The sequence below is a fragment of the Cohnella lubricantis genome, from assembly GCF_014212015.1.
Lineage (GTDB): Bacteria > Bacillota > Bacilli > Paenibacillales > Paenibacillaceae > Cohnella > Cohnella lubricantis.
Map to the genome: position 1 here is coordinate 23720 of NZ_JACJVN010000056.1, position 25029 is coordinate 48748.

Sequence of the window (25029 nt, forward strand, 5' to 3'; positions counted from 1 at the left end):
GGCCGAGAGAAGGCTGGGATGTCTCGTGTTCGAAAAGGAGGATGGCCATGTCCGGCACGATGAATCGGCCTGGGCGCAAACCGAAGATCGTCTATTTGCCGCTGGATGAGCGGCCCTGCAATTATGAATTCCCGTATCTGCTCGCCAAGGATTCCGCGGTGTCGCTCGTTCGCCCGCCGTTGCCGCTGATGGGGCGCAAGAAGCAGCCCGGCGATACGGACGGGCTGTGGGCGTGGCTCGAAGCGGAATGCGCGGACGCCTACGGCGCGATCGTCTCGCTGGATACGCTGCTGTACGGCGGCATCGTGCCTTCGCGGCTGCACAGCCTTGATGCTGAGGCGTGCGAAGCGCGCATCCGCCGCTTGCGCGAGCTGAAGCGGAGCCATCCGCGGCTTAAGCTGTTCGCGGTACATCTCATTATGCGCTGCCCGCAGTATTCGATCGCGGACGAGGAGCCGGACTATTACGCCGATTGGGGGCGAGAACTGTTCCTCAGCGGTTATCTCAGGCATAGACAAGAGCTGGGGCTCGCTTCTGAAGAGGAAGCGGCGGAGCTGGCCCGCATCGAAGCGGCGTTGCCCGAGGAGGTGCGGGATGACTACTTAGGCCGCCGCGCGGTTAACGCCGAGGCCAACAAGGCGGCGGTCGCCAGCGCGGCGGCGGGCGTGATCGACTTCCTCGTCATTCCGCAGGACGATTCCGCGCCCTATGGCTGGACGGCGAAGGACCAGGAGCTCGTGCGCGAGGAGATCGCCCGATGTGACGCCGAGCTTCGGACACTTATGTATCCTGGCGCAGATGAGGCCGGCTGCACGCTGCTGGCGCGCATGCTCAACGAGCTGCACGGAAGAGCGCCGCTCGTCTATCCGCGGCTGTCCAGCGCCAACGGGCCTTACTTCACGCCGATCTATGAGGATCGCCCCTTCTTCGAGAGCTTGAAGGCGCATATTCTGGCGGCCGGCGGCCATACGGCGGCAAGCGCGGAGGAAGCGGATCTGCTGCTGCTGGTCAATACGCCGGGAGGCGCGATGAAGGAGGCGGTGACGCAGCGCTATCCTTACGCGGACGACCAAGTGCTGCGAAGCTTGGTCGAGCTGGTCGAATACGGCGCGTTCGCGTTAGAGCGCTACGGCAAGCCGATCGGCGTCGCCGATGTCGCCTACGGCAACGGCGGCGATCTGCTGCTGCTGAAGCTGCTGCGGCAGAAGGGGCTGCTGTTCCGGCTCGGCGGCTATGCCGGCTGGAACACGAGCGCGAATTCGCTCGGCACCGTCCTCGCGCAGCTCATGTTGTTTTCGATCTATGGACCAACGCAGGGACACCTGGATTTTCTGGCGCTGCGTTACGTGGAAGACTTCGGCTATTGTTCGAGCGTTCGCAGGGCGATCGCGAACGGACCCATCCGCGAGCTGGGCCTCGATTACTTCGCGGTAGACGGCCAGCGGGGCAAGGCGGCCGAGCTGGTCAGAGAAGCGTTGACTCGGTTCGCGAACGAGCATATCAATCACAAGTCGGAATATCGGGTTGCCATAACGGATTGCTACATGCCCTGGAGCCGCATGTTCGAGACGGGGTTAGAGGTGAAGGCGGTCCGGAACCGCGACTAGCGGCGGCCCGCATAATCGGCGTGCAAGGGAGAGGACAGCGATGAATCTATTGGAACGAGTCCGGCACGGCATTATCGTATCCTGCCAGGCGTTGCCGGATGAACCTCTGCACGGCTCGGCTATGATGGCACACATGGCGAAGGCTGCGGAGCAGGGCGGAGCCGTTGGCATCAGAGCCAATACTGGAGAGGATGTCCGAGCTATCAAGCGAGCGGTATCGCTGCCGGTGATCGGCATCGTGAAGCGGGAATATGAAGGTTCGGAGGTGTATATCACCCCGACGTCCAATGAGGTAGACGAGCTGGCGGAAGCAGGCGCGGACATGATCGCGTTCGACGCGACGAGGCGCAAGCGTCCGGCAGGCCAGACGTTGGAGAGCCTGATCGCCTATATGCGGTCGCGGGACATTCTCATGATGGCGGATGTATCGACGCTGGAGGAAGCGGTGTATGCCGAGAAGCTGGGCGTGAATTGCGTATCGACGACGCTCTCGGGCTATACGTCTTACTCGCCGACTGGCGGAGGGCCCGACTTCGGGCTCGTGGAGCAGGCGGCGAAGAAGCTGCGGCTGCCGCTGTTCGCTGAAGGGCGGATCGAGACGCCGGAGCAGGCGCGGCAGATGCTGAGCCTAGGCGCGCACTGCGTCGTCATAGGCTCGGCGATTACCCGCCCGCAGCTCATCACACAGCGGTTCGCAGCCGCAGCCACTAAGGGGAGTGCGCAATCGCATGGACATGAAGTTAAGAATTAACTCGTATTATCCATCGCTGACCAAGTCGGAGCAGAAAGTAGCGGACGGCGTGATGGGCGGCGCTGACGATCTAATCTATCATTCGGTGACGGAGCTGGCGGAGATATCGGGCGTCGGCGAGACGACGGTCATGCGGTTCTGCCGCAAGATTGGCTTCAAGGGCTATCAGGACTTCAAGCTGGCGCTCGCCCAGGATCAGCGCGACAAGAAGGCGGATGAGGCGGAGGCAGGAGCTGACGGCGACTTCACGCAGCTGGTCTACCGCGAGACGATGGGCATTCTTCAGGACAGCATGAGCCTGCTGAACAAGGAGAAGCTGGAGCAGGTCATCGACTTGATCGACAAGGCAAGGCACGTTCAATTCTTCGGCGTGGGCGCCTCGGGCGTGACCGCGCAGGATGCCAAGACGCGGCTGCTGCGGATCGGTAGACGCGCGGAAGCGGTCAATGACGCGCACATCCAAGCGATGATGGCCGTCTCGATGGGCGAAGGCGACGTCGCCTTCGGCATTAGCTTAAGCGGCAGCACGATCGACACGAACGACATCCTGATGAAGGCGAAGCAGAGCGGCGCGGCCGTCATCGCAATGACGAACTATGCCAAGTCGCCGATTACGTCGATCGCCGATCTTGTGCTGCTGACCGCCGGCAAGGAGTCGCCGCTTGAAGGCGGTTCGATCGGGGCGAAGATCTCGCAGCTGTTCCTGATCGATCTTATCTGCGAGGGGCTGGCGCGCAAGGATGTGGCGCGGGCGAAGGCGATGAAGGAGAAGACGGCGCGCGCTGTCATCGACAAGATCTATTAAGACGGCGGGCGGCCGCCGGTGAGGGAGGTCGGCTCGATTGGCGAAGGTCATCGGCATCGATATCGGCGGCACCTCGATCAAGGGCATCGTCGCCGACGGCAGCGGGCGGGTATGCCTGCGCGATCAAGCGGCGACGAACGCTGCGGGTGGACGCGAAGCGATTCTAGCCGCGGTGGAATCGTTGGTTGCGCGGTTGCGGAACGGATGCCCGGAGGCGGAGGCGATCGGCATCGCCACCGCAGGGCGCGTGAATGCGGATGCCGGCGTTGTCTTCTATGCGACGGATAATCTGCCCGGCTGGATGGGGATGGAGCTGAAGCCGTGGGCCGAAGCACGATTCGGATTGCCGGCAGCGGCGGAGAACGACGGCAACGCGGCGCTGCTGGGCGAAGTATGGCTGGGAGCGGGCGTAGGCAAGAAGCACCTGATCATGCTGACGCTCGGCACCGGCGTCGGCGGCGCCAACATGTCGGACGGCGAGCTGGTGCGCGGCGCCCGCTGGAGCGGAGGCGAATGGGGACACAGCGTGCTCGTCCCCGGCGGGCTGATCTGCAACTGCGGCCGGCGCGGCTGCTTGGAGCAGTATGTGTCTGCGACGGCGCTCGCGCGGATGGCGGGCGAGGCGGCCGGCAAGCGATACGCCGGCAGCCGCGAGGTGATGGCGGATGCCGCCGCTGGGAACGCCGCCGCCTTGGAGGCGGCCGCGCGGCATGCGCAGTGGCTGGCGCTGGCGATCGGCAGCCTGCAGGAGGGCTTCGATCCGGAGGCGTTCATTATTGGCGGCGGATTTGCGGCAGCGGGAACGCCATGGTGGGCGATGCTTGAGCAGGCGCTGAAGGACTCGCGCTCTCCCGCCGCCGTGCTGCCGGCGAAGCTGGGCGGAGATGCTGGCGCTTATGGCGCGGCGGCTCTTGCGCTCCGGCGGCTGGGTTGCGCGGGCGAGACAGCAGAAGCGGTAAAGCGCGATTGAAGCAGGTTATGCTGCTGTATAGGCGAGGCAATGATTGAAGCGGATAGGAGAGGATCGAAGATGCGGCAGGAGCTGAAGGCGGACGTTATTATTATCGGCGGGGGCGTAGGCGGAACGGCGGCGGCGCTGGCAGCGGCCGAGGCGGGCATGCGGGTCATCCTCACCGAAGAGACGGACTGGATCGGCGGCCAACTGACCGCACAGGCGGTGCCTCCGGATGAGCACAGGTGGATTGAGCGGGATATGGGAGCCACGGCGGCTTATCTATCCTTCCGCAATCGCGTCCGCAGCTATTATCGCGACAACTATCCGCTCGCCGAGCAGGCGAAGAACGATCCGCTGCTGAACCCCGGCCAAGGCTGGGTGAGCCGGCTCTGCCATGAGCCGCGAGTCGCGCTGCGCGTGCTGGAGGATATGCTCGCGCCATTCGTCAACAGCGGGCGGGTCGATATTCGGCTCGGTTGCGCGCCGGTCGAAGCGCGAACCGAAGGCGACCGCGTGGTGTCGGTGACGGTGCGCCGCATTCGCGGCGATGGCGGCCTGCGGGGCAGCGAAGAATATACGCTGAAGGGCGCGTATTATCTCGATGCGACGGAGCTTGGGGATCTGCTGCCGCTGACCGGAACGGAATTCGTCAGCGGAGCGGAAGCCCGCGGCGACACGAATGAGCCGCATGCGCCGGAGCAGGCCGATCCGCTTGATATGCAAGCCATTACGCACGTTGCGGCGCTGGATTATGCGGAAGGCGGAACGTTCACGATTCCGAAGCCGGAGCAATATGATTTTTGGAAGAGCTACCGCCCCTTCTATTCTCCTTATCCGATGCTTAGCTGGGAGACCGTCAATCCGGAGGATGTGACGAAGACGAAGAGGTTCACGCTGTTCCCGAACGATCGGGGGATCGTGTCGCTGTGGGATTACCGCCGCATCGTCGAACCGAGGCAGCTGGATAAGCCGCTGTACGACGGTCCGGTCTCGCTGCTCAATTGGCCGCAGAACGATTATTTCCTGGGGCCGATCATCGGCGTGCCGGAGCGTGAACGGAGCGAACGGCTGGAGGCTGCGCGGCAGCTGACGCTGTCGCTCGTCTATTGGCTGCAGACCGAAGCGCCTCGGCTGGATGGCGGGACCGGGTATCCGGGACTGCGGCTGCGCGGCGACATGCTCGGCACATCCGACGGGCTGGCGAAGTCGCCCTATATTCGGGAGAGCAGGCGCATCCGGCCGGTATACCGGATTACCGAAGCGGATGTCAGCGCCGAATGCCGCGGGAGGCTGGGAATCCGGCGTTATGAGGACAGCGTCGGCGTCGGAAGCTATGCGCTAGACGTACATGTCACAACGGTGTCGCGGCGCGGCTATTATATTCCGAGCCTTCCCTACGAGATTCCGCTAGGCGCGCTGCTGCCGATCCGGATGACGAATCTGCTGCCCGCCTGCAAGAATATCGGCACCACACAGGTGACGAACAGCTGCTATCGGCTGCATCCGACGGAATGGAATATCGGGGAAGCGGCAGGCTCGCTGGCGGCGTATGCGATCCGGCATGGCGTTCTGCCCCGCGATGTCCGGTGCGATGCGCCGCACCTGAAGAGATTCCAGCAGCAGCTCGCCGGCCGAGGCGTGCAGCTGCATTGGCCGGAAGAAGCGGAAGCCGAAGCGATGCTCGGGCTGGTGTAACGCCGAGCAGCCGTTACGGATCGGCTAACAAAGCGAAGCTGCAGCAGAGAACGGCTCGATATTGAACCGCGTAACAGAGAAGGGTTCGACATTGAACCGCGTGACTGAGAACCGCGTGACAGCGGGCAGCAGCATAGGGGGACATGATAGACGGAGAGCGTTACAAAGATGGGCGGAATTGTCGAAACCGCGAAGGGTTATACCAACTGTCGGGAGGGAAATATTGATGAGAGCCAAGCTGCTGCTGCAAGTTGTGCTAATCGGAACCCTAATGACGGGCGCCACGGCATTCGCCGAAGGCGAGAAGGTTCCCGTTGAGACGTTGAAGCCGGCCGTTCATATGGACAAGCCCGAATTGACGGGCACAGGCGGAGCGCTGATTCTGAGCGATTCGCCGGAGTCCCCGAAGACCGAAGGCGCATATTACCGGGATACGGTAACAGGGCAATTCCGCGTCTTCTGGCATCACCAGAACCGAACAGGCGCCGAGCTGAACGTCGCCGTCGCGGTGACCAACACGAGCAGCGAACCTGTGATGCTGTTCACGGAAGGCGCAGGCGCGGCCGTGGATTATTCCCCGGCTGTCGCCGGCCAGATCGCGCTGGAGGAGTATATGAAGACGGACCGCCGCCGACAGCTGGCGGCAATCCTGCAGCCGGGCGACAATTATTATTTAGCCCTTCAGGCTCCTGATCCGTACACGGTCAGCGGCATCGCGACGTTCGATGCGGTCAGCCAGCATGCGCATCTCCCGGCTTCGGTGACGGTAACGACGCTTGGCTATGCCGGCGAGCAGCCGGCCCACCCCGAGCTGGAGCCCATCCTGCCCGGCGACGTTCACGTGCGCGGCACGTTCCCGCACTACGACAGGTCGGGCACGCTGCAGTATGATACCTCCGACGGCAACGCGCTCATCCGCATCGATTCGGCGGCTTCGGGGCCATGGAGCGACGCCCTTCCAGGCGAATATGAGGAGGGCTACAATGCGGTCGACGGCGGTACGGTTATCAACAACGGCAACTATGGCGTGTTGTATCGGCTCTCCTTCGTCATTAATAACGAGATGGACGAGAATCGGTTGATCTCGGTGTACGAGAATCCGTCCGGCGGAGCGGGCAACTATGTCGTCGGCTGGAACGGCAAGCTATTCGAAACGCCTTACCTTACTTACAATGACGCCTGGAAGATTACCGATCTCAAGGTGAATAAGCGGAGCAAGATCTTCGAGGGAGAACTCAGCCTGCCTGGCGGCGCCGCCGGACCCCAGGTGTTCTATTTCACGAACAGCCCGGATTGACGTAGAACCGTTCTGCGCGCGTATCTTCGTTTAACCGGCATCTGAGTTCTAGCGTAACGGTTGACCTGCTGCGTTTGCTCCAGCCCTTCGCGGTTTCGACAATTTCGTCCACTCAGCAGCCCTCCCGGGATTCCGGGAGGGTTGTTACGTAATTTTACTATTTCCGGCTTTACAACGTAACAGTGTTATGTTACATTATCAGCAAGGATGGTGAAACAATGTGACGGATCGCGAATTGATCTCCAAGAAAGACTTGCTCGAGATGACGGGAATCTCCTACGGACAGCTGTACCGCTGGAAGCGGAAGCAGCTTATTCCGGAGGATTGGTTCATCCGCAAATCCACCTTCACAGGCCAAGAGACGTTCTTCCCGAAGGATTTGATTCTGGCGCGGATCGACCGAATCTTGAATATGAAGGAAGATTTGTCGCTCGATGAGCTGGCCGGCAAGCTGTCGCCGATGCTGTACGATATTCGGCTGCGCAAAGACGAGTTGGTGGAACGTAACATTGTTTCGTTATTGGTGATGGAGCGTTTCGGCGCGAAGGACCCGGACGATACCGTGTACTCGTTCGAACAGACGCTGGCTTTCTACACGGCCGATCAGCTGCTTCAGACGGGCGAGATGAATCTGGACGAAGCGGAGATGCTCATTCGGACGATGAAGGAACACTTTCCGAGGTTCGAAGGCAAGCCGTGCGAGCTGCTGTTCATCCGCAAGATGGGCGTATCGACGCTCCTGCTGCTCTCCCTGCCCAACGAGACACACTTGGAGAATACGGCGAAGCTGGTCTCCCGGATGAATCTGGCCGAATGCGCAGAACAGTTGCAAATGAAGCTTACTTAGGAGGGTATGGAATGAATCAGGCGAATCAAGATTCTCTTCAGGATCTGAGCATTAGCGGCATCGGCGGCGCAGCGGGCGGCGTGTACAAGAGTATCCATCTGGACGGTGTGTGCAAGGTGCTCGCAGATGTGGAGGCGGAGACATTCGAAGCGAACGGCGTCATTACGGCGCGCGGGAACGTGCAAGCGAAGAAGATCGATATCAATGGGAAAATGAGGATCGAAGGCGGGCTCCGTTCCGGCAGCGCCCGCATCGACGGCATGCTGCGCGTAGAGAGCGGAGTGTATGGCGAACAGCTGAATATGAACGGCATGCTGACTTGCGGCGCCGATTGCACAGCCGAGAAGTTCGATGCGCGTGGATGCGTAGACATCAAGGGGCTGCTGAGCGCGGATTCCATCGACGTTGAACTGCAGGGCAAATGTACGGCCAGAGAGATCGGCGGCGAGCAGATTCGCATCACCAAGGGACCGGGGAACAGATGGGCTTGGCTGCTGAAGTGGGCCATTCCGCGGCTTGTCACGCAATTCGAGACAGAGCTCATTGAAGGAGACGTGATCGAGCTGGAGCATACGGCGGCTGCCGTTGTGCGCGGCAATCGCGTGAAGATCGGCAAAGGGTGCACGATCGGCAGGGTGGAGTATCGGTCCGAGATCGACGTGCACCCGCAGGCGAAGGTGAGCGAGCAAGTTCAAGCCTGAGCTGCCGGGATAGACCGGGGCTGCCAGGAAGCCAGCTTATATGCTTATAGAGGAGGAAGCAAGATGAGTGAGAGTATGCGGTTAATTGGCACGACCCGATCGAACGGCGGCAAGTTCGGCAACGTCAAGATCGTCGGCGAGAGTGAGCTGATCGGACAGACCGAATGTGAATCGCTGGTGTGCACGGGCACCTCGCAGGTCAAGGGGGATCTGAAGGCAGGCACCGTGAAGCTGACAGGCGAGCTGGACGTGGAAGGCTGCTTGTCTGCGCGAAGAGCGGTAATTACGGGCCAGGCGAACGTTCGCGGCAATTGCCGAGGCGAGAACTTCAAGCTAATGGGCGAGCTAATGGTGGAAGGCGACTTCGAGAGCGAAGCGTGCATGGTGACCGGCGCCGTTAAGGTAAGAGGACTGTTGAACGCGGAGAAGCTGGAGATCCGGCTGCACGGATCCTCGGATGCTGCGGAGATCGGCGGCGGGACGATCTTGATTAAGCCCTCGCGCGGGCATCGATTGAAGAGGGTGTTCGCCTTCGGCCAGTCTCCGATTCTGAGAGCCAATACGATCGAAGGCGACCGTCTCGATCTGGAATATACGAAGGCGAAGGTCGTTCGCGGCAACGAGGTTCGAATCGGACCCGGCTGCGAGATCGAACGCGTGGAGTACCGGCAGTCGCTGGCCCGGGGCAAAGGCGCGCAGATCGGCGCGGAGCATAAGATTGATTCTTAATCGGGAGGGCACCATTCCATGGCTATCAAGCGCAACAGGATTGGCTTGATTCTCGCCGGGCTCATGCTCGGCATCTTCGTCGCGGCGATCGACAACACGATCGTATCGACGGCAATGGCGACCATTGTCTCCGACCTCGGCGGGATGGAGAAGTTCGTCTGGGTCACCTCGGCTTATCTCGTGACCGAGATGGCCGGCATGCCGATCTTCGGCAAGCTGTCCGACATGTACGGGCGCAAACGATTCTTTGTTCTCGGCATCGTGTTGTTCCTGGCCGGTTCGGTGTTGTGCGGCACGGCGACGAACATCGTCGAGCTGAGCATCTATCGCGCGATTCAAGGCATCGGCGGCGGCGCGCTTGTGCCGATCGCGTTCACGATTCTATTCGATGTCGTCCCGATGGAGAAGCGGGGCAGCATGTCGGGCATCTTCGGAGCGGTGTTCGGCACCTCCAGCTTGTTCGGTCCGCTGCTCGGCGCGTACATCGTGGATCATATCGATTGGCGCTGGATCTTCTATCTTAACCTTCCCCTTGGGCTTCTCGCGCTTGTCCTCATTCTATTCCTCTACAAGGAATCGCTGCAGCATGCCAAACAGAGAATCGACTGGTGGGGAGCGGCGACGCTCGTCGGCGGAGTCGTCTGCCTCATGTTCGCGCTCGAGCTGGGCGGCCAGCAGTATGCTTGGGATTCCACGCAAGTCATCTCGCTGTTCGCCGGAGCGGCAGTTCTAATCGCAGCCTTCTTCATCGCGGAGGCTAAAGCCGAGGAGCCGATCATCTCGTACGCCATGTTCCGCCGGCGGCTGTTCGCGGCGAGCACGATCAGCGGCTTGCTCTACGGCGCAGGCTTCATCACCTTCGCCGTCTACATTCCGATCTTCGTGCAAGGAGTGAACGGAGGCTCTGCGACGAGCTCCGGCCTCATTCTGCTGCCGATGACGCTCGGCTCGGTCGTATCGGCGCAGGTCGGCGGATTCCTAAGCACGAAGATGAGCTATCGCAAGATTATGATAGGCTCCGCGCTTATTTTCACCCTAGGTGCGGTTCTGCTCGCGACATTGACGCCCGACACCTCCAAGTGGCAGCTCGCCTCGTACATGATCGTGGTAGGACTGGGCGTCGGCTTCTCCTTCTCGGTGCTCAGCATGGCGGGGATGCATGGCTTCGATGAGCGGCAGCGGGGCTCGGCGAGCTCGACCCTGTCATTCGTCCGCTCGCTCGGCATGACGGTGGGCTTGACCATCTTCGGTATCGTGCAGCGCAACGAGCTGGGCGCCAATCTGGCGAACGCATTCAGCGGAATGCCGGGGGGCGCGCCAAGCGGCGATTCGTTCGGCAACATTCGCGAGTCGCTGACTTCGGAGAAGCGTGCTGCGATCCCGAAGGATGTGCTGGATCGAATCGTCGACGCCATGAGCTCTTCCATCACGACGATGTTCCTGTGGGCGATCATTCCCGCTGCGCTGGCGATCGTCGCGGTCATGACGATGGGCAAGGAACGCATGCTGCTTCCGCCTAAAGCGCAGAAGGCCGGCGGGAAGCCGGGCGGCCAAGCGTCTGCCTCGGCAGCGGAATCCAAATAAGAGAATAATCCTATTGAACCCAGTTCATATTGAGTTCACACTCGGCTCGTAATCTAGGTGTCGCACGGAGAGGCCGACAGGAGAAACAATAGAGGGTCTCTTCAGGAAACCTGGATATGGGGTGGCTAAAGTTGGTTTACGCAAAAGGCAATAATAAAGTGCTTGTGCTGATCGGTCTTCTGATCGGCCTTATCTTCTCGGAGCTGGACGAGACGGTCGTCTCCACGGCAATGCCGACGATCGTCCGCGAGCTGCACGGCCTGTCGCTCATGGGTTGGGTGGCCGGCATCTACATGCTGTCGCTGACGATGTTCATGCCGATTCTCGGCAAGCTGGCGGATCTATTCGGTCGGAAAAAAGTTTATCTTACCTGCGTCGGTCTGTTCATCGCCGGTTCGATCGTCTGCGGCCTAACGCCGTCGATGACGGTGCTGCTGATCGGACGCGGCATTCAAGGCATTGGCGCCGGCGGCATGATGCCGCTCGCGATGGTGATTATCGGCGACACGTTCCCGCTGGAGCAGCGGGCCAAGGTTCAGGCCATGATCGGACCGGTCATGTTCCTGCCGCAGCTGCTCGGCCCGACCGTCGGCGGCTATCTCGTGGGCCACGTCAACTGGCATTGGGTGTTCTTGATCAACATCCCCGTCGGACTGCTCGCGGCGGCGGTGCTCGCCATCGGCATGCGGGAAGCGCGCGGGGAAGAGAAGCGGTCAATCGATTGGGCCGGCGCGTTCACGATGATGGTAGCCTTGCTGTCGCTGCTGCTCGCACCTGTGCTGGTCGATAACCGTGGCCTTAGCTGGTCTTCTCCATGGGTCATCGGACTGTTCGTGCTGTCGGCTCTGCTCTTCACCGTGCTCGTCTTCATCGAGAAGCGGGCGAAGGAGCCGATTCTGCCGCTGCACCTGTTCAAGAATCGCACCGTCGTTGTCCTGTCGCTGTTCGTCTGCGTCTTGATGCTGGGTCTGATGGGCGGCATTCAGATGTTCCCGTTCTTCGCCCAGAACGTCATGGGGCTGACGCCGACCGGATCGGGGTATCTGAACATCGCGTTCATGGCGAGCGCGATTCCGGTCAGCATCCTGATCGGCTTCCTGATCACGCGGGTGGCTTACCGCACCTTGTTCATCGTCTCGTTCACGCTGCCGATCATCGGCATGTACCTGCTCTCGCAGGTGGGAGTCGATACGTCCGTTCTCTATATTATCGTGACGTTCCTCATTATGGGCTTCGGCATGGGCGCGCTGTTCGGCGGCGACAACCTGATCGTGCAGGAGTCCGTCGAGAAGAAGCATAGCGGCGTCGCGCTGTCGTTCGTCCAGCTGTTCCAGACGGTCGGCATGACGATCGGCATGAGCGTGTTCGGCAGCTTGCTGGCGAGCCAGATCAAGGGCGGCGTCATGAAGCTGAGCGATCAGCTGCCCGAAGGCTCGGCCGAGACGATCGCGACGGGCGGCATTCCGCAGGGGTTGGATCCGAGCGTTACTTTGAAAGTGCAAGAGGCGTTCTCGCACGCATTCCAGAACATCTTCACCATTGGGCTTGGGTTCGCCGTCGCGGCGTTCGTCATCGTCTGGTTCCTGAAGCACGAAGTGCTGAAGAAGAAGGAAGAGAACGAGGATGGGGAAGCGGAGAAGATCGCAGCCGCTCCTGTGGAAGCTTAATATGGAAGGACGAAGCGGACCGCCTATGTGCGGTTCGTTTTGGCTATCCGGAGGCACAATGTGTGCTATAATGGAAGCTGCCATTTTCCTAAGGAAGGAACTTTGACTCTATGACTCAGACACTGCGCGAAGAACTGAAGAATGAAGTGGCGAGACGCCGCACCTTCGCGATTATATCCCACCCCGACGCGGGGAAAACGACGCTGACCGAGAAGCTGCTGCTGTTCGGAGGCGCGATTCATACGGCGGGCTCCGTCAAAGCGCGCAAGGCCGCTCGCCACGCGACGAGCGACTGGATGGAGATCGAGAAGCAGCGCGGCATCTCCGTCACGTCTTCGGTGATGCAGTTCGAATATGCCGGCAAGCACGTGAATATTCTCGATACGCCGGGCCACCAAGACTTCAGCGAGGACACGTACCGCACGCTGACGGCCGCGGATAGCGCGGTCATGCTCATCGACGTCGCGAAGGGTGTCGAGGCGCAGACGATCAAGCTGTTCCAGGTGTGCGCCAAGCGGGGCATCCCGATCTTCACGTTCATCAACAAGCTCGACCGCGAAGGCCAGAACCCGTTCGACCTGCTCGAAGAGATCGAGCGCGTGCTCGGCATCCGCTCGGTGCCGATGAACTGGCCGATCGGCATGGGCCGCGAGCTGTGCGGCGTGTACGACCGGATGAAGAAGCAAGTGGAAGTGTTCGACGGCAGCGACCATTCGACCATCGAAGTGAAGAAGGTCGAGGACTATAACGATCCGCTCATCCGCCAGATGGCGGGCGATTATCTGGCCGACCAGCTCGTGAACGAGTGCGAGCTGCTGGACGTCGCGGGCGATCCGTTCGACTACGAGAAGGTGATGCAGGGCCAACTGACGCCGGTGTTCTTCGGCAGCGCCGTCAACAACTTCGGCGTGCAGACGTTCCTCGAGAACTTCCTGCAGCTCGCACCGCAGCCGGCATCGCGCAAGAGCACCGAAGGAGAAGTCGAGCCGACGGACGAGAAGTTCTCCGGCTACATTTTCAAGATTCAGGCGAATATGAATCCGGCGCACCGCGACCGGCTGGCGTTCCTGCGCATCTGCTCCGGCAAGTTCGAGCGCGGCATGAGCGTGCGCCACGTCCGCGCCGGCAAGGAGATCAAGCTGTCGCAGCCGCAGCAGTTCCTGGCGCAGGACCGCGAGATCGTCGACACGGCGTATCCGGGCGACATCATCGGCTTGTTCGACCCGGGCATCTTCCGGATCGGCGATTCGCTTAGCCAAGGCAGCAGCAAGGTGTTCGACGAACTGCCGACGTTCTCGCCGGAGATCTTCTCCAAGGTGTCGGTTAAGAATGCCTTGAAGCAGAAGCAATACCTGAAGGGGCTGGATCAACTGACCGAGGAAGGTATGGTGCAGGTGTTCCGCTCGGTCGGTCCGTTCGAGGACACATACCTCGGCGTCGTCGGCCAGTTGCAGTTCGACGTGTTCGAGTACCGGATGAAGAACGAGTACGGCGTCGACATTCAGCTCGCGCGCACGCCGTTCCAGTTCGCGCGGTGGATCGTCGCGGAGGGCAGCGGCAAGATCGATCCGACGAAGTTCCGCATCAACTCGACGCTCGTCAAGGACAAGAACGACAATGACGTCGCGCTGTTCGAGAACGAATACGCGATGCGCACCGCGATGGAGCGGATGCCGGAAGTGAAGTTCCTCGAGACGGCGCCGTAAGCGGGGGGAGCTCGGTGCGCGATGCGCAGATGCGAAGTTGGCAGATGCGTGGATGCGTGGATGCGAGGCTGGCGGATGCGAGGCTGACGGATGCGAGGCTGGCGGATGCGAGACTGGCGGATGCGTGGATGCGAGGCTGGCGGATGCGAGACTGGCGGATGCGTGGATGCGTGGATGCGAGGCTGGCGGATGCGAGGTTAGGCGGATGCTCGGATGCACGGACTTACGGATGCGAGGTTAGGCGGATGCTCGGATGCACCGGAAGCGCGGATGTGAGGATGCACCGGAAGCACCGGAAGCACCGGAAGCACGAATGCGCGGACGCACGGGTGCTCGGTTCTGGATAACGGAACGGTGTTCCGTTATTGGCAAGTGGAAGCACGATGTAAGCGAAATAACGGAACGGTGTTCCGTTATTTCCGCGTTTTAAGTGGGTTGCTCGATTAAATGCAGCGGATAACGGAACGTCGTTCCGCTATTGCGTCTACGAGCACGTCATGGCGTCGATATAACGGAACGTGGTTCCGTTATTGCATGAAGCTGCATGAATGGCGAGCTTTGCAGGGCAGCGTCGATACATTCTCTGCGACATGGAAGCGCAGTCTCCGAAGAGGCTGCGCTTTTTTCATGTATACGAACCCCCATGTCCCGTGGATATTAACGCTATCCTTGTCATCTTAAAGATAAAGGGGTTGCTCGGGGTGGAAGAGAGCGAGCGCAGAGGCTGGAAGCCGGGGCTGTCGTTCCGGAGGAAGAACAGGCTGCCGAAGCTTCAGAAGAAGGACATTACTGTCGTCGACACGAGATCCGCTCGCAAAGCGGTGGTTGCGACAGCGCTCGGCAATGCGATGGAATGGTTCGACTTCGGCATCTACTCCTACCTAGCCGTAACGATCGGGAAAGTGTTCTTCCCAGCCATGAGCGGTTCGGTCCAACTGGTGTATACGTTCGCGACCTTCGCCGTTGCTTTCATCGTTCGTCCGTTCGGGGGGCTGTTCTTCGGCAGACTGGGAGACCGGCTGGGCCGCAAGAAAATTCTGACGGTCACACTTGTCATCATGGCGCTATCCACGCTGAGCATCGGTCTGATCCCAAGCTATGCGTCCATCGGCGTGACGGCTTCGATTCTTCTGCTCCTAGCCCGGCTGGTGCAGGGCTTCTCCACGGGAGGCGAATATTCCGGCGCGATGACCTTCATCGCCGAATCGACGCCGGACAAGAAGAGGGGATTCCTGTCGAGCGGCCTTGAGGTAGGGACGCTGGCGGGCTACATCGCCGGATCGGGTCTGGTGACGCTGCTGACGTATGCGCTCGGACCGGATACGATGCTCTCCTGGGGATGGAGAATCCCCTTCTATGTGGCGGCGCCGATCGGACTCGTCGGTTTGTATCTCCGGAACCATCTGGAGGAGACGCCCGCCTTCGAGAAGATGGAGCATGCGAAGGAGGAGCGTCCGGGCGTTCCGTTGAAGGAGATGCTGTCGATTCACTGGAAGGCGCTGCTCGTCGGTATGGTGCTTGTCTTCTTCTACAATATCGTCGATTACATGGTGTTGTCCTACATGCCTTCCCATCTGACCGCGGTGCTGGGCTACGGGGAGACGAAGGGCTTGCTGCTCATTCTGATCGTCATGTTCATCATGATCCCGATCGTGCTGACGATGGGCTTCTTCAGCGATCGGGTCGGCAGCAAACGGATTATTCAAGGCGGGTTGATCGGATTGGTCTTGCTGTCGCTCCCCGCCTTCCTCTGGATCGGAAGCGGGAATAATGGACAAGTATTCGCAGGGCTGCTCGTCCTGGCCGTCTTCTTGGCGAGCTTCCAAGGGACGATGCCTTCCTTGCTCCCCGCGCTATTCTTCACGGATGTGCGGTACGGAGCGCTTGCCATCACCTACAACGTCTCTGCGTCGCTGTTCGGAGGCACGACACCGCTCGTCATGGCCTGGCTGATCAGCTTGACGGGGAACAATCTGATTCCGGCTTACTTCCTGATCGGCGCTTCGATCATCGGCTTCGCGGTCGTCACCAAGCGGGTGACGGAGACTTCCGGCCGGGCGCTGAGGGGATCGGCGCCGGCGGTGGAGGAGAAGAAGGAGATCCCCGAGATTCTGGAGGAGCCGGAAGAGGCGATGTGGTGGTACGAGGAGCAGGTCCGTCTTGAAGAGACGAACCCGAACTCCGAGCAAGGCCGGTAATTAAGAATGGCTAGAACCCAATGGGGCGGTAGCGGGCTGCTCCATTGGGTTATTGCGCGTTTATAGGACTTGCGAATTGATGCGGCGGGGTGGCAGTGTGTACAATAGGGACAAGACAAAGGGGGAACGGATCATGGCGAATCGATGGTGGGTGCGCGGCGGGCACGTTGTGCTGCCGGATCAAGTGATGGCGGCGGACGTCGCGATCTCGGACGGACGAATCGAGGCGATCGTGCCGACAGGTGCGGAGCTTGAAGCATCGGCTGGTGAAAAGGTGCTTGACGCGACGGGCGCATGGGTGCTCCCGGGCCTAGTCGACATTCACTGCGACGCGATCGAGAAGGAGGTCGAACCGCGTCCGAATACGATTTTCCCGCTGGACATGGCCTTCATTCAGTTCGAACGCAAGCTGGCGCTGCACGGCATCACGACGATGTTCCATTCGTTGTCGCTCGGCGTGGGACTAAGCATTCGCGGGGAGAAGCTCATGGAGGAGCTCATTCGGCATGTTGTGAGCTCGCGCAGCGAACGGGCCATGATCCGTCATCGGGTTCATCTACGCTATGAAATATCCTATCTGACCGGAATGCCGCTGGCGAAGCAGCTCGTTCGTGAAGGGCTGATCGATTATTTGTCGTTCATGGATCATGCGCCGGGCGTCGGGCAGTACAGCCGGCCGGGGGCTTTCGAACGTTATGTGATGAAGAATCAAGGAGTGGGCCCGGACGAAGTAGCGGAGATCGTCGCAGAGCTGGAGGAACGGCGCTCAAGGGTAGATTGGGCTGAGCTTAGGGCATTGGCAGACGCAGCTTCGGAGCGGAGAATCGCGGTCGCCTCCCATGACGACGATTCGAGAGAATTGGTAGACCGCTCTATCGGCTTCGGGGCTAAGGTGGTCGAGTTCCCGCTGAATCTAGACACAGCGAGTTATGCGAGAGAGCGAGGTCTGCACGTCTGCGTCGGAGCGCCGAATGTCGTTCGCGGCGGGTCGCATGACCGCAACATGTCCGCTGCAGACGCCATTGAAGCGGGGGCGGCCGACATCCTATGCTCGGACTATCATCCGGCGTCGATGCTTCAAGCTATTGTCACCTTGGAGAGTCGGGGGATGGCGCTAAATGAAGCCGTGAGGCTGGCAACGCTTGAGCCTGCTCGCGCGCTTGGATTAGAAGGCGAGATCGGCTCGCTGGAGAGAGGCAAGCAAGCCGATCTGCTGGTCGTCCGCAAGGTGCGGGACTGCCCTGTCGTTACGGATACCGTCGTGGGTGGCAACGTCGTGCAGCAAACTCGGGATTACGTGGCGGTAGGGTTGTGAATGTGCTGATGAAGCGTATCGACCATCCGCTGCTGCTCGCTTGCTTCGCTATTCGACCAGATGATCTCGAATAGAACGCCGAGGCCGGGCAGCGTCACTTCCGCATTGCCGACGGAATCTTCGATGACTTCGCGCAATTCTTCGTTGCTGTTGTTCTCTACGCGGTGAACGATAGCTTGCCGCAGACTCATCGTTGCGGTCATGGCAATCCTCCTTTGGGCACGGACTTCCGGCATTTAATCTTCCCCGGCGGGGCATCTGTTATGCCTAGAGGCGGAGATTGGACGAGGCTGTTGTGGTATAATGGAAACCATCGATTGGGTTCGGAAAGGGGATTATTCGGCATCATGGCCAAGAAACAATTCGCAATTATCGGGCTGGGCCGCTTCGGCTCGAGCGTAGCTAAATATTTGTCCGAGATGGGCTATGAAGTGCTGGCCATCGACGACGACAGCGATCGCGTGCAGGATGTCTCCAACATCGTGACGCATGCCGTATCTGCTGATTCCACGGACGAAGAAGCGATGCGGGCGCTCGGCATTCGCAACTTCGATGTCGTGGTCGTCGCGATCGGACAAGATATCCAGGCGAGCATTCTGACGACTTTGATCCTGAAGGACTTAGGCGTGCCGCAGATTATCGTCAAGGCGCAGACGGAGCTTCACGGGAAGGTGCTGAACAAGATCGGCGCGGACAAGGTCGTCTTCCCGGAGCGAGACATGGGGCTGCGCGTCGCGCATCATCTCATCTCGCCGAATATTCTCGAGCACATCGAGCTCTCGAGCAACTACAGCATCGTGGAGATGAAGCTGCCGTCCGCGATGTTCGACAAGAGCCTGAAGCAGCTCGACGTGCGGGCGAAGTATGAGTGCAACGTGCTGGCGGTGAAGCGGAAGGGCGAGATGAACATCTCCTTCCCGCCGGATGAGCCTTTGAAAGAAGGCGATGTGATCGTCATCGTCGGGCTTAATGAGAATTTGACCAAGCTGGAGCAAGCCTATGCGGAGCCTTGAGCCGGCGCTGACGTCAGTCGCCAACCCGCGGGTCAAAGGCTGGGCGAAGCTGTCCGAGCGCAAGCATCGGGAGCGGGAAGGCCGCTTCAAGCTGGAGGGCACGCATCTGGTGGCAGAAGCGTTGGCGGCCGGTTGGCCGCTGGAGTGCGTAGCGTTCGACGAGGCCATGGGCATTCCGGCTGAGCTGCTGCCTTATGCGGAGCGCAAGAGCGGTGCGGATGAGGGCGCAGGTGAGGGGCTGGCGACGGCGTGGATTCCGGTGTCGCCGGACATTATCGCGAAGTGCAGCGAGACGGAGACGCCGCAGCCGGTGTTCGCGATCGCGCTGCGCAAGGAGCAGCCGCTGGAGGCGCTGTTCGGCGGCGTGGGAGGAGTGGGCGAAGGCACGGTTGGCGGCGCGGCGGCGGGGGCTGGCAGCGCAGCAGTGAACGAGGACGGCGAGATGTGCGGCGGTGCGGCTGGTGAGCGTAGCGGAGCCGGCGCAGCGAGCGCTGGCGAAGCGGTTGGCGCAAGCGGCGGCGCTGCGGGCTCGGGGCCGGTCGTTGTGCTCGACGGCGTGCAGGATCCCGGCAACGTCGGCACGATCATTCGCAGCGCGGCGGCCAGCGGCGCGCGCGCGGTTGTGCTCGGCCGCGGCACGGCCGACCTGTACAACGCGAAGACGCTTCGCGCCACGATGGGCACGCTGTTCTACGTGCCCGTGTGGGAAGCGGAGCTGTCCGCGTTGTTGCCGGAGGCGCGCAGCCGCGGAGCGAAGCTGTACGGCACGAGCTTGCAGGCGACGCGCAGCTGCTACGAGTGCGACTTGTCCGGCGGCGATACGTGGCTGCTGTTCGGCAACGAGGGCAGCGGGCTGTCGCCGGCCGTTCAGGCGCTTGTGGACGAGCCGATCATCATCCCGATGACCGGTCAAGCCGAGTCGCTGAACGTCGCCATGGCGGCGACGATTCTGTTGTTCGAGTCGCAGCGGCAGCGGATTTTTCAAACAACAAAAATTCCTGACTAATCCCGACTAACTATTGAATGAGCCGAGCTGATTTCGGGTATTTACCTGATTTTTGTTCGGCTTTTAGATTTGATCGTAACATTACAGCATTTCATTAGGCTTATAGGCTATCAATCCTCAATATTTTCTTCAGAATATTTACATTACATATAATTGAACTGAGGAGCATTCGCATGAGATTCTTAAAAGACTTGGGGGCATTTGCTGGCGCAGTAACGGGCAAGGTAATCGGCGGGTCAGTTAGAGTTGTTGGCGAGATAGTCAATAGCCAAACGATCAAGGAAATAGGAGATGGGGCCGAGCGGGCTACAGCAAAGACAGGAACTCTTCTCGGTAAGGTTGCGAGCGGTACTGTTGATGTTGGAGTGGGACTCTTCCAAAAGGATGATCATAAGGTTAAGCAAGGATTCTCAGATCTTGGAGAGGCTGTAGTGACCACGGCGACAGATGTTGTCCATGGTGTCGGATACATCTATGAGAATGGCAAAAATGTAGTAGTTGGCATTAAAGAGGGCAACATGGATCAAGTCAAAGATGGAGCGAAAAAAATAGGGATGGTTGCGGCAGTAGGCGTGTTAGCTGTAGGAGTTGTTGATGTTATAGATGGCGCAGATAGCGTGGCGGCGGCGGAAGCTCCAACGGATGTCGATACCATAAACGTTGATGCAGGCATGGTGGGGCATTCAGAAGTTAGTGCAGAGGGTTTGACTGATACAACCGATGTCGAAGTCATCGATACCGTCAACTCAGATTTGGCAGGTACGGAGCACCCGGAAACGGGTGTGCCATATGAGACCAAAACTATTCAACTGCCCGATGGACATTGGATCGAAGGGGTTTTCCCCGACTTTAATGAGGTATATGCCTATGATCTTCCTGAGAGCTTGTATCTACAGACAGACGACGTTCAATTTTCATATTTGAACGATCAATTAGCTAATGACATAGCGAATGATCCAGAATTAGCGGCGATCTTTACTGATGAGCAAATTGCGGAAATTCAAAACGGGGACACACCCGATGGTTATGTTTGGCATCATACAGAGGAACCAGGCCATATGGAATTAGTCGAAGAAGAGGAACATGTCCATTCTGCTCACACAGGTGGTCGTGAACTTTGGGGCGGCGGTGCGGAATACCGCTAAAAGAGCGGGATTCCAATTGACTATCTGTTAGTTTGTCATGGGTATCGAGTCTGTTGCATTCAGCTTAGAAAAAACCAATCTCTTGGACGATTTAATTGATCGTTTGATTATCGATTGGGGAAATGCAACAAGAAGCTGGTATCAGTGGTTAAACGCGAAAGCCCAATTCATAATATTGGACACGGCAGGAAGACCGGCATCTGAGCATTCTCTTGCTCCGATGCCGGTCTTCTTGCCGTTGTGTGAGGCATATCACAGTCGGGCAAGGCGAGTTCCTATACAGTTAGGTTTGACAACTAAGGAGGAATAAAATGCTAGATAACCAAGCGCAGGCGAAATCCTTGCGGATAACACGACGATTATGACGGCGGTCGGCCTCTTCAGCTTGTTGATCTGCATTATTCTAGGAGCGGCTATGTACCGCCTGATGCGCTGTTATGGCATCGCAAGGCGTAATTTGCGAGATGCTTCGGCTCTGCTCGCCAGCATTGACGCGACGGTCTGGCTTCGGGATCTCAATAACAGGCGATCCTTCGTATCCGCGGGAATTGCGAGTTTGTTCGGCATATCGCAAGAAGAATTCCAACGGGACCAACAGGTATGGCGGAAGAAGGTTCATCCTGAGGACCTGCCCTTTCTCCTGCGCAAGGAAGAGGAGTTGTCAGAAGGGAAGCCGGTCTTGGTCGAATTCCGCGTGCTTCTCTCATCGGATTCATGGAAGTGGGTGCAGGCAAGAGCCACGCCCGTGCTCGATTCCGAACGGAAGCTAACCCAAGTGTATGGCGTGCTGCTCGATATCACGGAACGGAAGCGGGCGGAGCAGATCAAAGAGCAGCTCTCGGAAGAATCGCGGTTCGCCAAGACGGCCATTCGAACGACGTTGGAGATTCAAGAGACGGAGCGCAAGAGGATTGCCAAGGAGCTTCACGATGGCGCCGGACAGTCCCTGTATTCGGTGCTGCTAGGCTTGAACTTCATCAAGAGCGAGCTGGACGTTCCGCTCCGCTTGCTCGAATATATGAACGATATGGCTAGAGATCTCGAGCGGATGATTCAGTCGATGAAGGATTTCTCTCTGGCCTTAAGCCCGGATCTGCTAGAACAACTGGGCTTGTCGGCGGCGCTGGAGGGCCTGGTTCGACAGCTGCGCACGACGCAGATAGTGCAAACGCTCACACTGGATGTGCGGCTATCGGAGCGGCTTCATCCCGACGTCGAGATTAACTTGTACCGGATCGTTCAGGAATCGCTGTCTAACGCGATGAAGCATTCGCGATGCGGCTCGATCCTGATCTCGATCGGTGATACGGAAGCCGGCATCCTGTTGGAAGTCCGGGATGACGGCGTTGGATTCATGACGGAAGCTGGGCAGCGAGGTTTGGGGCTTAGGCACATGGAAGAACGGGCTCGGCTAATGGGGGGGAGCTTCAAGATAAGATCCAGTCCCGAGAAGGGCACTGTAATCCTAGTGTCTGTCCCCGTCACGAGGCGGAGGGCATGATGATGATAAAAGTGATGCTAGTGGAAGATCATACGATGGTTAGGCTTGGCATTGCGTTGCTGCTTAAGTCCATTCCGGGAATTCGGATCGTCGGCGAATGTGACAACGGGCGGACGGCTGTTCAGGAGGCCGTTCGGCTGAATCCCGACGTAATCCTAATGGATCTATCGATGCAGGAGGGTATGACAGGGTTCACGGCGATCGAAGAGGCGAAGAAGGCGCTGCCGAACGTTCGGATCGTGATCCTGACGATGTACGACGGAGAGGGCTTCGTGAAGCAAGCGGCCTCCATGGGAGTGGAAGGCTACATCTTGAAGAACGGCAACAGCGACGATCTTCAGAATGCGATTTTCCATGCTTACCAGGGCAATGTGTACTATCGGACTTCGATCGATCTTGAGAAGATCCAACGGAGCCTTCGTGCCAACAAGGGAGAACCGGAGAACCACCTGACGCCGCGCGAGCAAGAGATCGTTCGCTTGACCGCACTGGGGCTTGGTAACCGGGAGATGGCGGAGCAGCTGTATATCAGCATTAAGACGGTCGAAAATCACAAGACGAATATTATGGCTAAGCTTGAGATCTCCAGCCGGAAGGAATTAATCGCTTACGCCATCAAGAATCGCTATTTGCAGCTCACTTAGAGCAAGCAGAGAGCAGCGAGCCGGGCGGCGCTCTGATTCACACGAGAAGCTCGGCTTGCTGTTGGGCTACGTATTCGACGAAGTCCGGCTCCGGGAGCGGAGGGCTGTAGTAGTAGCCTTGGATTTGCTCGCACTGGTGTTCTCTAAGGAATATGAGCTGATCCGCGCTCTCGACGCCTTCTGCCACTACGTTCATGTTCAGATTGTGCGCCAGCTGGATGATGGATTTGACGATCGTTTGGTCACCGCAGTCGACCGTGAGATCCCGGATGAACGACTTGTCGATCTTGACTGTCTGGATCGGCAGCTTGCTTAGATAGCTCAAGGAGGAATACCCCGTGCCGAAGTCGTCCAGCGCGATCTGAAGTCCCATCTCCTTCAATTGCCTAAGCGTAGACAGCGTTAGATCAAGGTGGCTCATGACGGTGCTCTCGGTTAATTCGAGCTCGATCTGTCGAGGGTCGACCCGGGTCTCCTCCAGCACGCGGGTGATATATCGCGGCAGTTCGGCATGTTGGAACGATAGCATCGAGAGATTCACGGAGACGATAAGCGGCATCCGATTGTCCCGATGCCACTGCGTGACTTGTTCGCAAACGCTGCGGAACACCCATTGGTCCAGTTCGATGATGAGCCCGCTCTCCTCCGCCAACGGGATGAACCGATCCGGGGGGATGGGGCCATGCGTGGGGTGATTCCAGCGCACCAATGCTTCGACGCCGGCGATCGTCCCCGTATCCGCGTTCACCTTGGGTTGATAGTACAGCATCAACTGATTCTGATCGATCGCCCGGCGTAAGTCCAACTCGAGCGAGGTACTAAAATCATCGTGCAGGTTAAGCGAGCTGTAAACCCGGTATTGGCCGCGGCCTTCCTTCTTGGAGATGAACATGGCCTTATCGGCATGGCGAATCAGCGTCTTCGCGTCGGTGCCGTCCGCCGGATAACAGCTGATGCCTATGCTGCAATTCAAGTAATGCTCCTGCCCCTCTAAGAAGATTGGCTGGGAGACGGCCTCGATGAATCGTTCCGCGATATGAACGGGGCGATTCGGATCGGAGATAGTCCCGAGCAGGACGATGAATTCGTCTCCGCCGACTCTAGCGATCGTATCTTCAGGACTGAGCAGCGAAGACAGCCGCTCCCCGACGGCCTTCAACACCATATCTCCCTGCGAATGGCCCGCCGTATCGTTGATGAGCTTGAAGCGGTCGAGGTCCAAGAACAGCACGGCGGCCTGCTGCTGGTTCCGTTCGGCATTCGCAAGTGCCGCCTCCAGCCGCTCGTTCAACAATAAGCGATTCGGCAATCCGGTCGTTCCGTCGTAATAGGCATGATGGCGGATCTCCTCCTCGAGCCGCTTCTGAACGGTGATGTCCTTGAACACGCCAATATAATGAAGCAGCGTACCATTCCCCGAGAATACCGACGTAATCCGCAGTCTCTCCAGATAGAGCGTCCCGTCCTTGCGCTTGTTCCATATCTCGCCTTCCCAGAACCCTTGCACATGAATATCGCGCCACATGGTCTGGTAGAAATCGCGGTCGTGCTTGCCGGAGCTTAAGATGCTCGGATAGAGGCCGACGACTTCCTGCTCCGAGTATCCGGTCGTGCGGCTGAAGGAATTGTTGACGTATTCGATTCGGCGTTCAGGCCCTGTCACCATGATCGCTTCCGATATATTGCGGAAGACAGTCACCGCCAGCTTCTCTCTAGCTTCAGCGCGATGCGCAGCGAATGGCAGTCGGATTGGAACGCCGTAGAGACCCGAGTAGATAACGGCATATAGCACCGCCAGGCATAGGAAGGTAATCGATAACAAGGGGAGCAGAAGAAGCGAATTAGGCAACTCGATGGCATCCT

At 59.1% G+C, this 25029-nt stretch carries 22 protein-coding genes; 20 read left to right on the top strand and 2 right to left on the bottom strand.

Annotation, left to right across the window (positions count from 1 at the left end):
* The first annotated feature begins 47 nt into the window (after window positions 1-47).
* The 15 genes from H4Q31_RS14430 (at window position 48) to H4Q31_RS14500 (ending at window position 17857) form a co-directional block, all read left to right on the top strand.
* Window positions 48-1607 (top strand): DUF4127 family protein, encoded by a 1560-nt coding sequence (locus H4Q31_RS14430; protein ID WP_376698251.1) that lies wholly within the window; start codon window positions 48-50, stop codon window positions 1605-1607.
* A gap of 40 nt (window positions 1608-1647) precedes the next feature.
* Window positions 1648-2358, top strand: a complete 711-nt coding sequence (locus H4Q31_RS14435; RefSeq protein WP_185179754.1) for an N-acetylmannosamine-6-phosphate 2-epimerase — start codon at window positions 1648-1650, stop codon at window positions 2356-2358.
* Entirely contained in the window at window positions 2336-3163 is an 828-nt protein-coding gene (locus H4Q31_RS14440; RefSeq protein ID WP_185179755.1) for a MurR/RpiR family transcriptional regulator, read from the top strand. The genes H4Q31_RS14435 and H4Q31_RS14440 overlap by 23 nt, the downstream gene beginning before the upstream one ends.
* 37 nt (window positions 3164-3200) lie before the next feature.
* The gene (locus H4Q31_RS14445; RefSeq protein ID WP_185179756.1) at window positions 3201-4133 is read left to right on the top strand and encodes an ROK family protein; all 933 of its coding nucleotides are present in this window, start codon (window positions 3201-3203) and stop codon (window positions 4131-4133) included.
* Between the two features lie 60 nt (window positions 4134-4193).
* Entirely contained in the window at window positions 4194-5813 is a 1620-nt protein-coding gene (locus H4Q31_RS14450) for an FAD-dependent oxidoreductase (protein WP_185179757.1), read from the top strand.
* Between the two features lie 226 nt (window positions 5814-6039).
* Entirely contained in the window at window positions 6040-7110 is a 1071-nt protein-coding gene (locus tag H4Q31_RS14455; protein WP_185179758.1) for a hypothetical protein, read from the top strand.
* A 220-nt stretch (window positions 7111-7330) separates the two neighbouring features.
* Entirely contained in the window at window positions 7331-7957 is a 627-nt protein-coding gene (locus H4Q31_RS14460; RefSeq protein WP_185179759.1) for a YhbD family protein, read from the top strand.
* Between the two features lie 11 nt (window positions 7958-7968).
* Window positions 7969-8658 (top strand): hypothetical protein, encoded by a 690-nt coding sequence (locus tag H4Q31_RS14465; RefSeq protein ID WP_185179760.1) that lies wholly within the window; start codon window positions 7969-7971, stop codon window positions 8656-8658.
* 63 nt (window positions 8659-8721) lie between these two features.
* Complete coding sequence (locus H4Q31_RS14470) at window positions 8722-9387, top strand: hypothetical protein (protein WP_185179761.1); 666 nt, start codon at window positions 8722-8724, stop codon at window positions 9385-9387.
* An 18-nt stretch (window positions 9388-9405) separates the two neighbouring features.
* A complete protein-coding gene (locus H4Q31_RS14475; RefSeq protein ID WP_185179762.1) occupies window positions 9406-10971 on the top strand; it encodes an MDR family MFS transporter in 1566 nt (521 codons plus the stop codon).
* A gap of 116 nt (window positions 10972-11087) precedes the next feature.
* Window positions 11088-12638: an MDR family MFS transporter gene (locus H4Q31_RS14480; protein ID WP_185179763.1), complete on the top strand. Its 1551-nt coding sequence runs from the start codon at window positions 11088-11090 to the stop codon at window positions 12636-12638.
* Window positions 12639-12748: 110 nt separating this feature from the next.
* On the top strand, window positions 12749-14344 hold the full coding sequence (locus tag H4Q31_RS14485) for a peptide chain release factor 3 (RefSeq protein ID WP_185179764.1): 1596 nt from the start codon (window positions 12749-12751) through the stop codon (window positions 14342-14344).
* 44 nt (window positions 14345-14388) lie between these two features.
* Window positions 14389-14691: a pentapeptide repeat-containing protein gene (locus H4Q31_RS14490; protein ID WP_185179765.1), complete on the top strand. Its 303-nt coding sequence runs from the start codon at window positions 14389-14391 to the stop codon at window positions 14689-14691.
* Window positions 14692-15045: 354 nt separating this feature from the next.
* Window positions 15046-16542, top strand: coding sequence for an MFS transporter (locus tag H4Q31_RS14495; protein WP_376698252.1), 1497 nt, complete (start codon window positions 15046-15048; stop codon window positions 16540-16542).
* A gap of 133 nt (window positions 16543-16675) precedes the next feature.
* On the top strand, window positions 16676-17857 hold the full coding sequence (locus H4Q31_RS14500) for an alpha-D-ribose 1-methylphosphonate 5-triphosphate diphosphatase (protein WP_185179766.1): 1182 nt from the start codon (window positions 16676-16678) through the stop codon (window positions 17855-17857).
* On the opposite strand, the gene sspI is transcribed toward H4Q31_RS14500, so the two are convergent.
* Window positions 17836-18060 (bottom strand): small acid-soluble spore protein SspI, encoded by a 225-nt coding sequence (sspI, locus tag H4Q31_RS14505; RefSeq protein ID WP_185179767.1) that lies wholly within the window; start codon window positions 18058-18060, stop codon window positions 17836-17838. The two genes, H4Q31_RS14500 and sspI, sit on opposite strands and share 22 nt — an antisense overlap.
* Before the next feature lie 144 nt (window positions 18061-18204).
* Here sspI and H4Q31_RS14510 point away from each other — a divergent pair, with 144 nt between their 5' ends.
* The 5 genes from H4Q31_RS14510 (at window position 18205) to H4Q31_RS14530 (ending at window position 23166) form a co-directional block, all read left to right on the top strand.
* Window positions 18205-18870 (top strand): potassium channel family protein, encoded by a 666-nt coding sequence (locus tag H4Q31_RS14510; protein WP_185179768.1) that lies wholly within the window; start codon window positions 18205-18207, stop codon window positions 18868-18870.
* Complete coding sequence (locus H4Q31_RS14515) at window positions 18857-19876, top strand: TrmH family RNA methyltransferase (RefSeq protein WP_245347323.1); 1020 nt, start codon at window positions 18857-18859, stop codon at window positions 19874-19876. The genes H4Q31_RS14510 and H4Q31_RS14515 overlap by 14 nt, the downstream gene beginning before the upstream one ends.
* Before the next feature lie 173 nt (window positions 19877-20049).
* Entirely contained in the window at window positions 20050-21021 is a 972-nt protein-coding gene (locus H4Q31_RS14520; RefSeq protein ID WP_185179769.1) for an HNH endonuclease, read from the top strand.
* 361 nt (window positions 21022-21382) lie between these two features.
* Window positions 21383-22522 carry a sensor histidine kinase gene (locus H4Q31_RS14525; RefSeq protein ID WP_185179770.1) on the top strand — a complete coding sequence of 380 codons (1140 nt, stop codon included), beginning with the start codon at window positions 21383-21385 and terminating at the stop codon, window positions 22520-22522.
* Window positions 22519-23166, top strand: coding sequence for a response regulator (locus tag H4Q31_RS14530; protein ID WP_260440164.1), 648 nt, complete (start codon window positions 22519-22521; stop codon window positions 23164-23166). Before H4Q31_RS14525 ends, H4Q31_RS14530 begins: the two co-directional genes overlap by 4 nt.
* A 37-nt stretch (window positions 23167-23203) precedes the next feature.
* On the opposite strand, the gene H4Q31_RS14535 is transcribed toward H4Q31_RS14530, so the two are convergent.
* The gene (locus H4Q31_RS14535) at window positions 23204-25015 is read right to left on the bottom strand and encodes a putative bifunctional diguanylate cyclase/phosphodiesterase (protein WP_185179771.1); all 1812 of its coding nucleotides are present in this window, start codon (window positions 25013-25015) and stop codon (window positions 23204-23206) included.
* Window positions 25016-25029 lie beyond the last annotated feature (14 nt).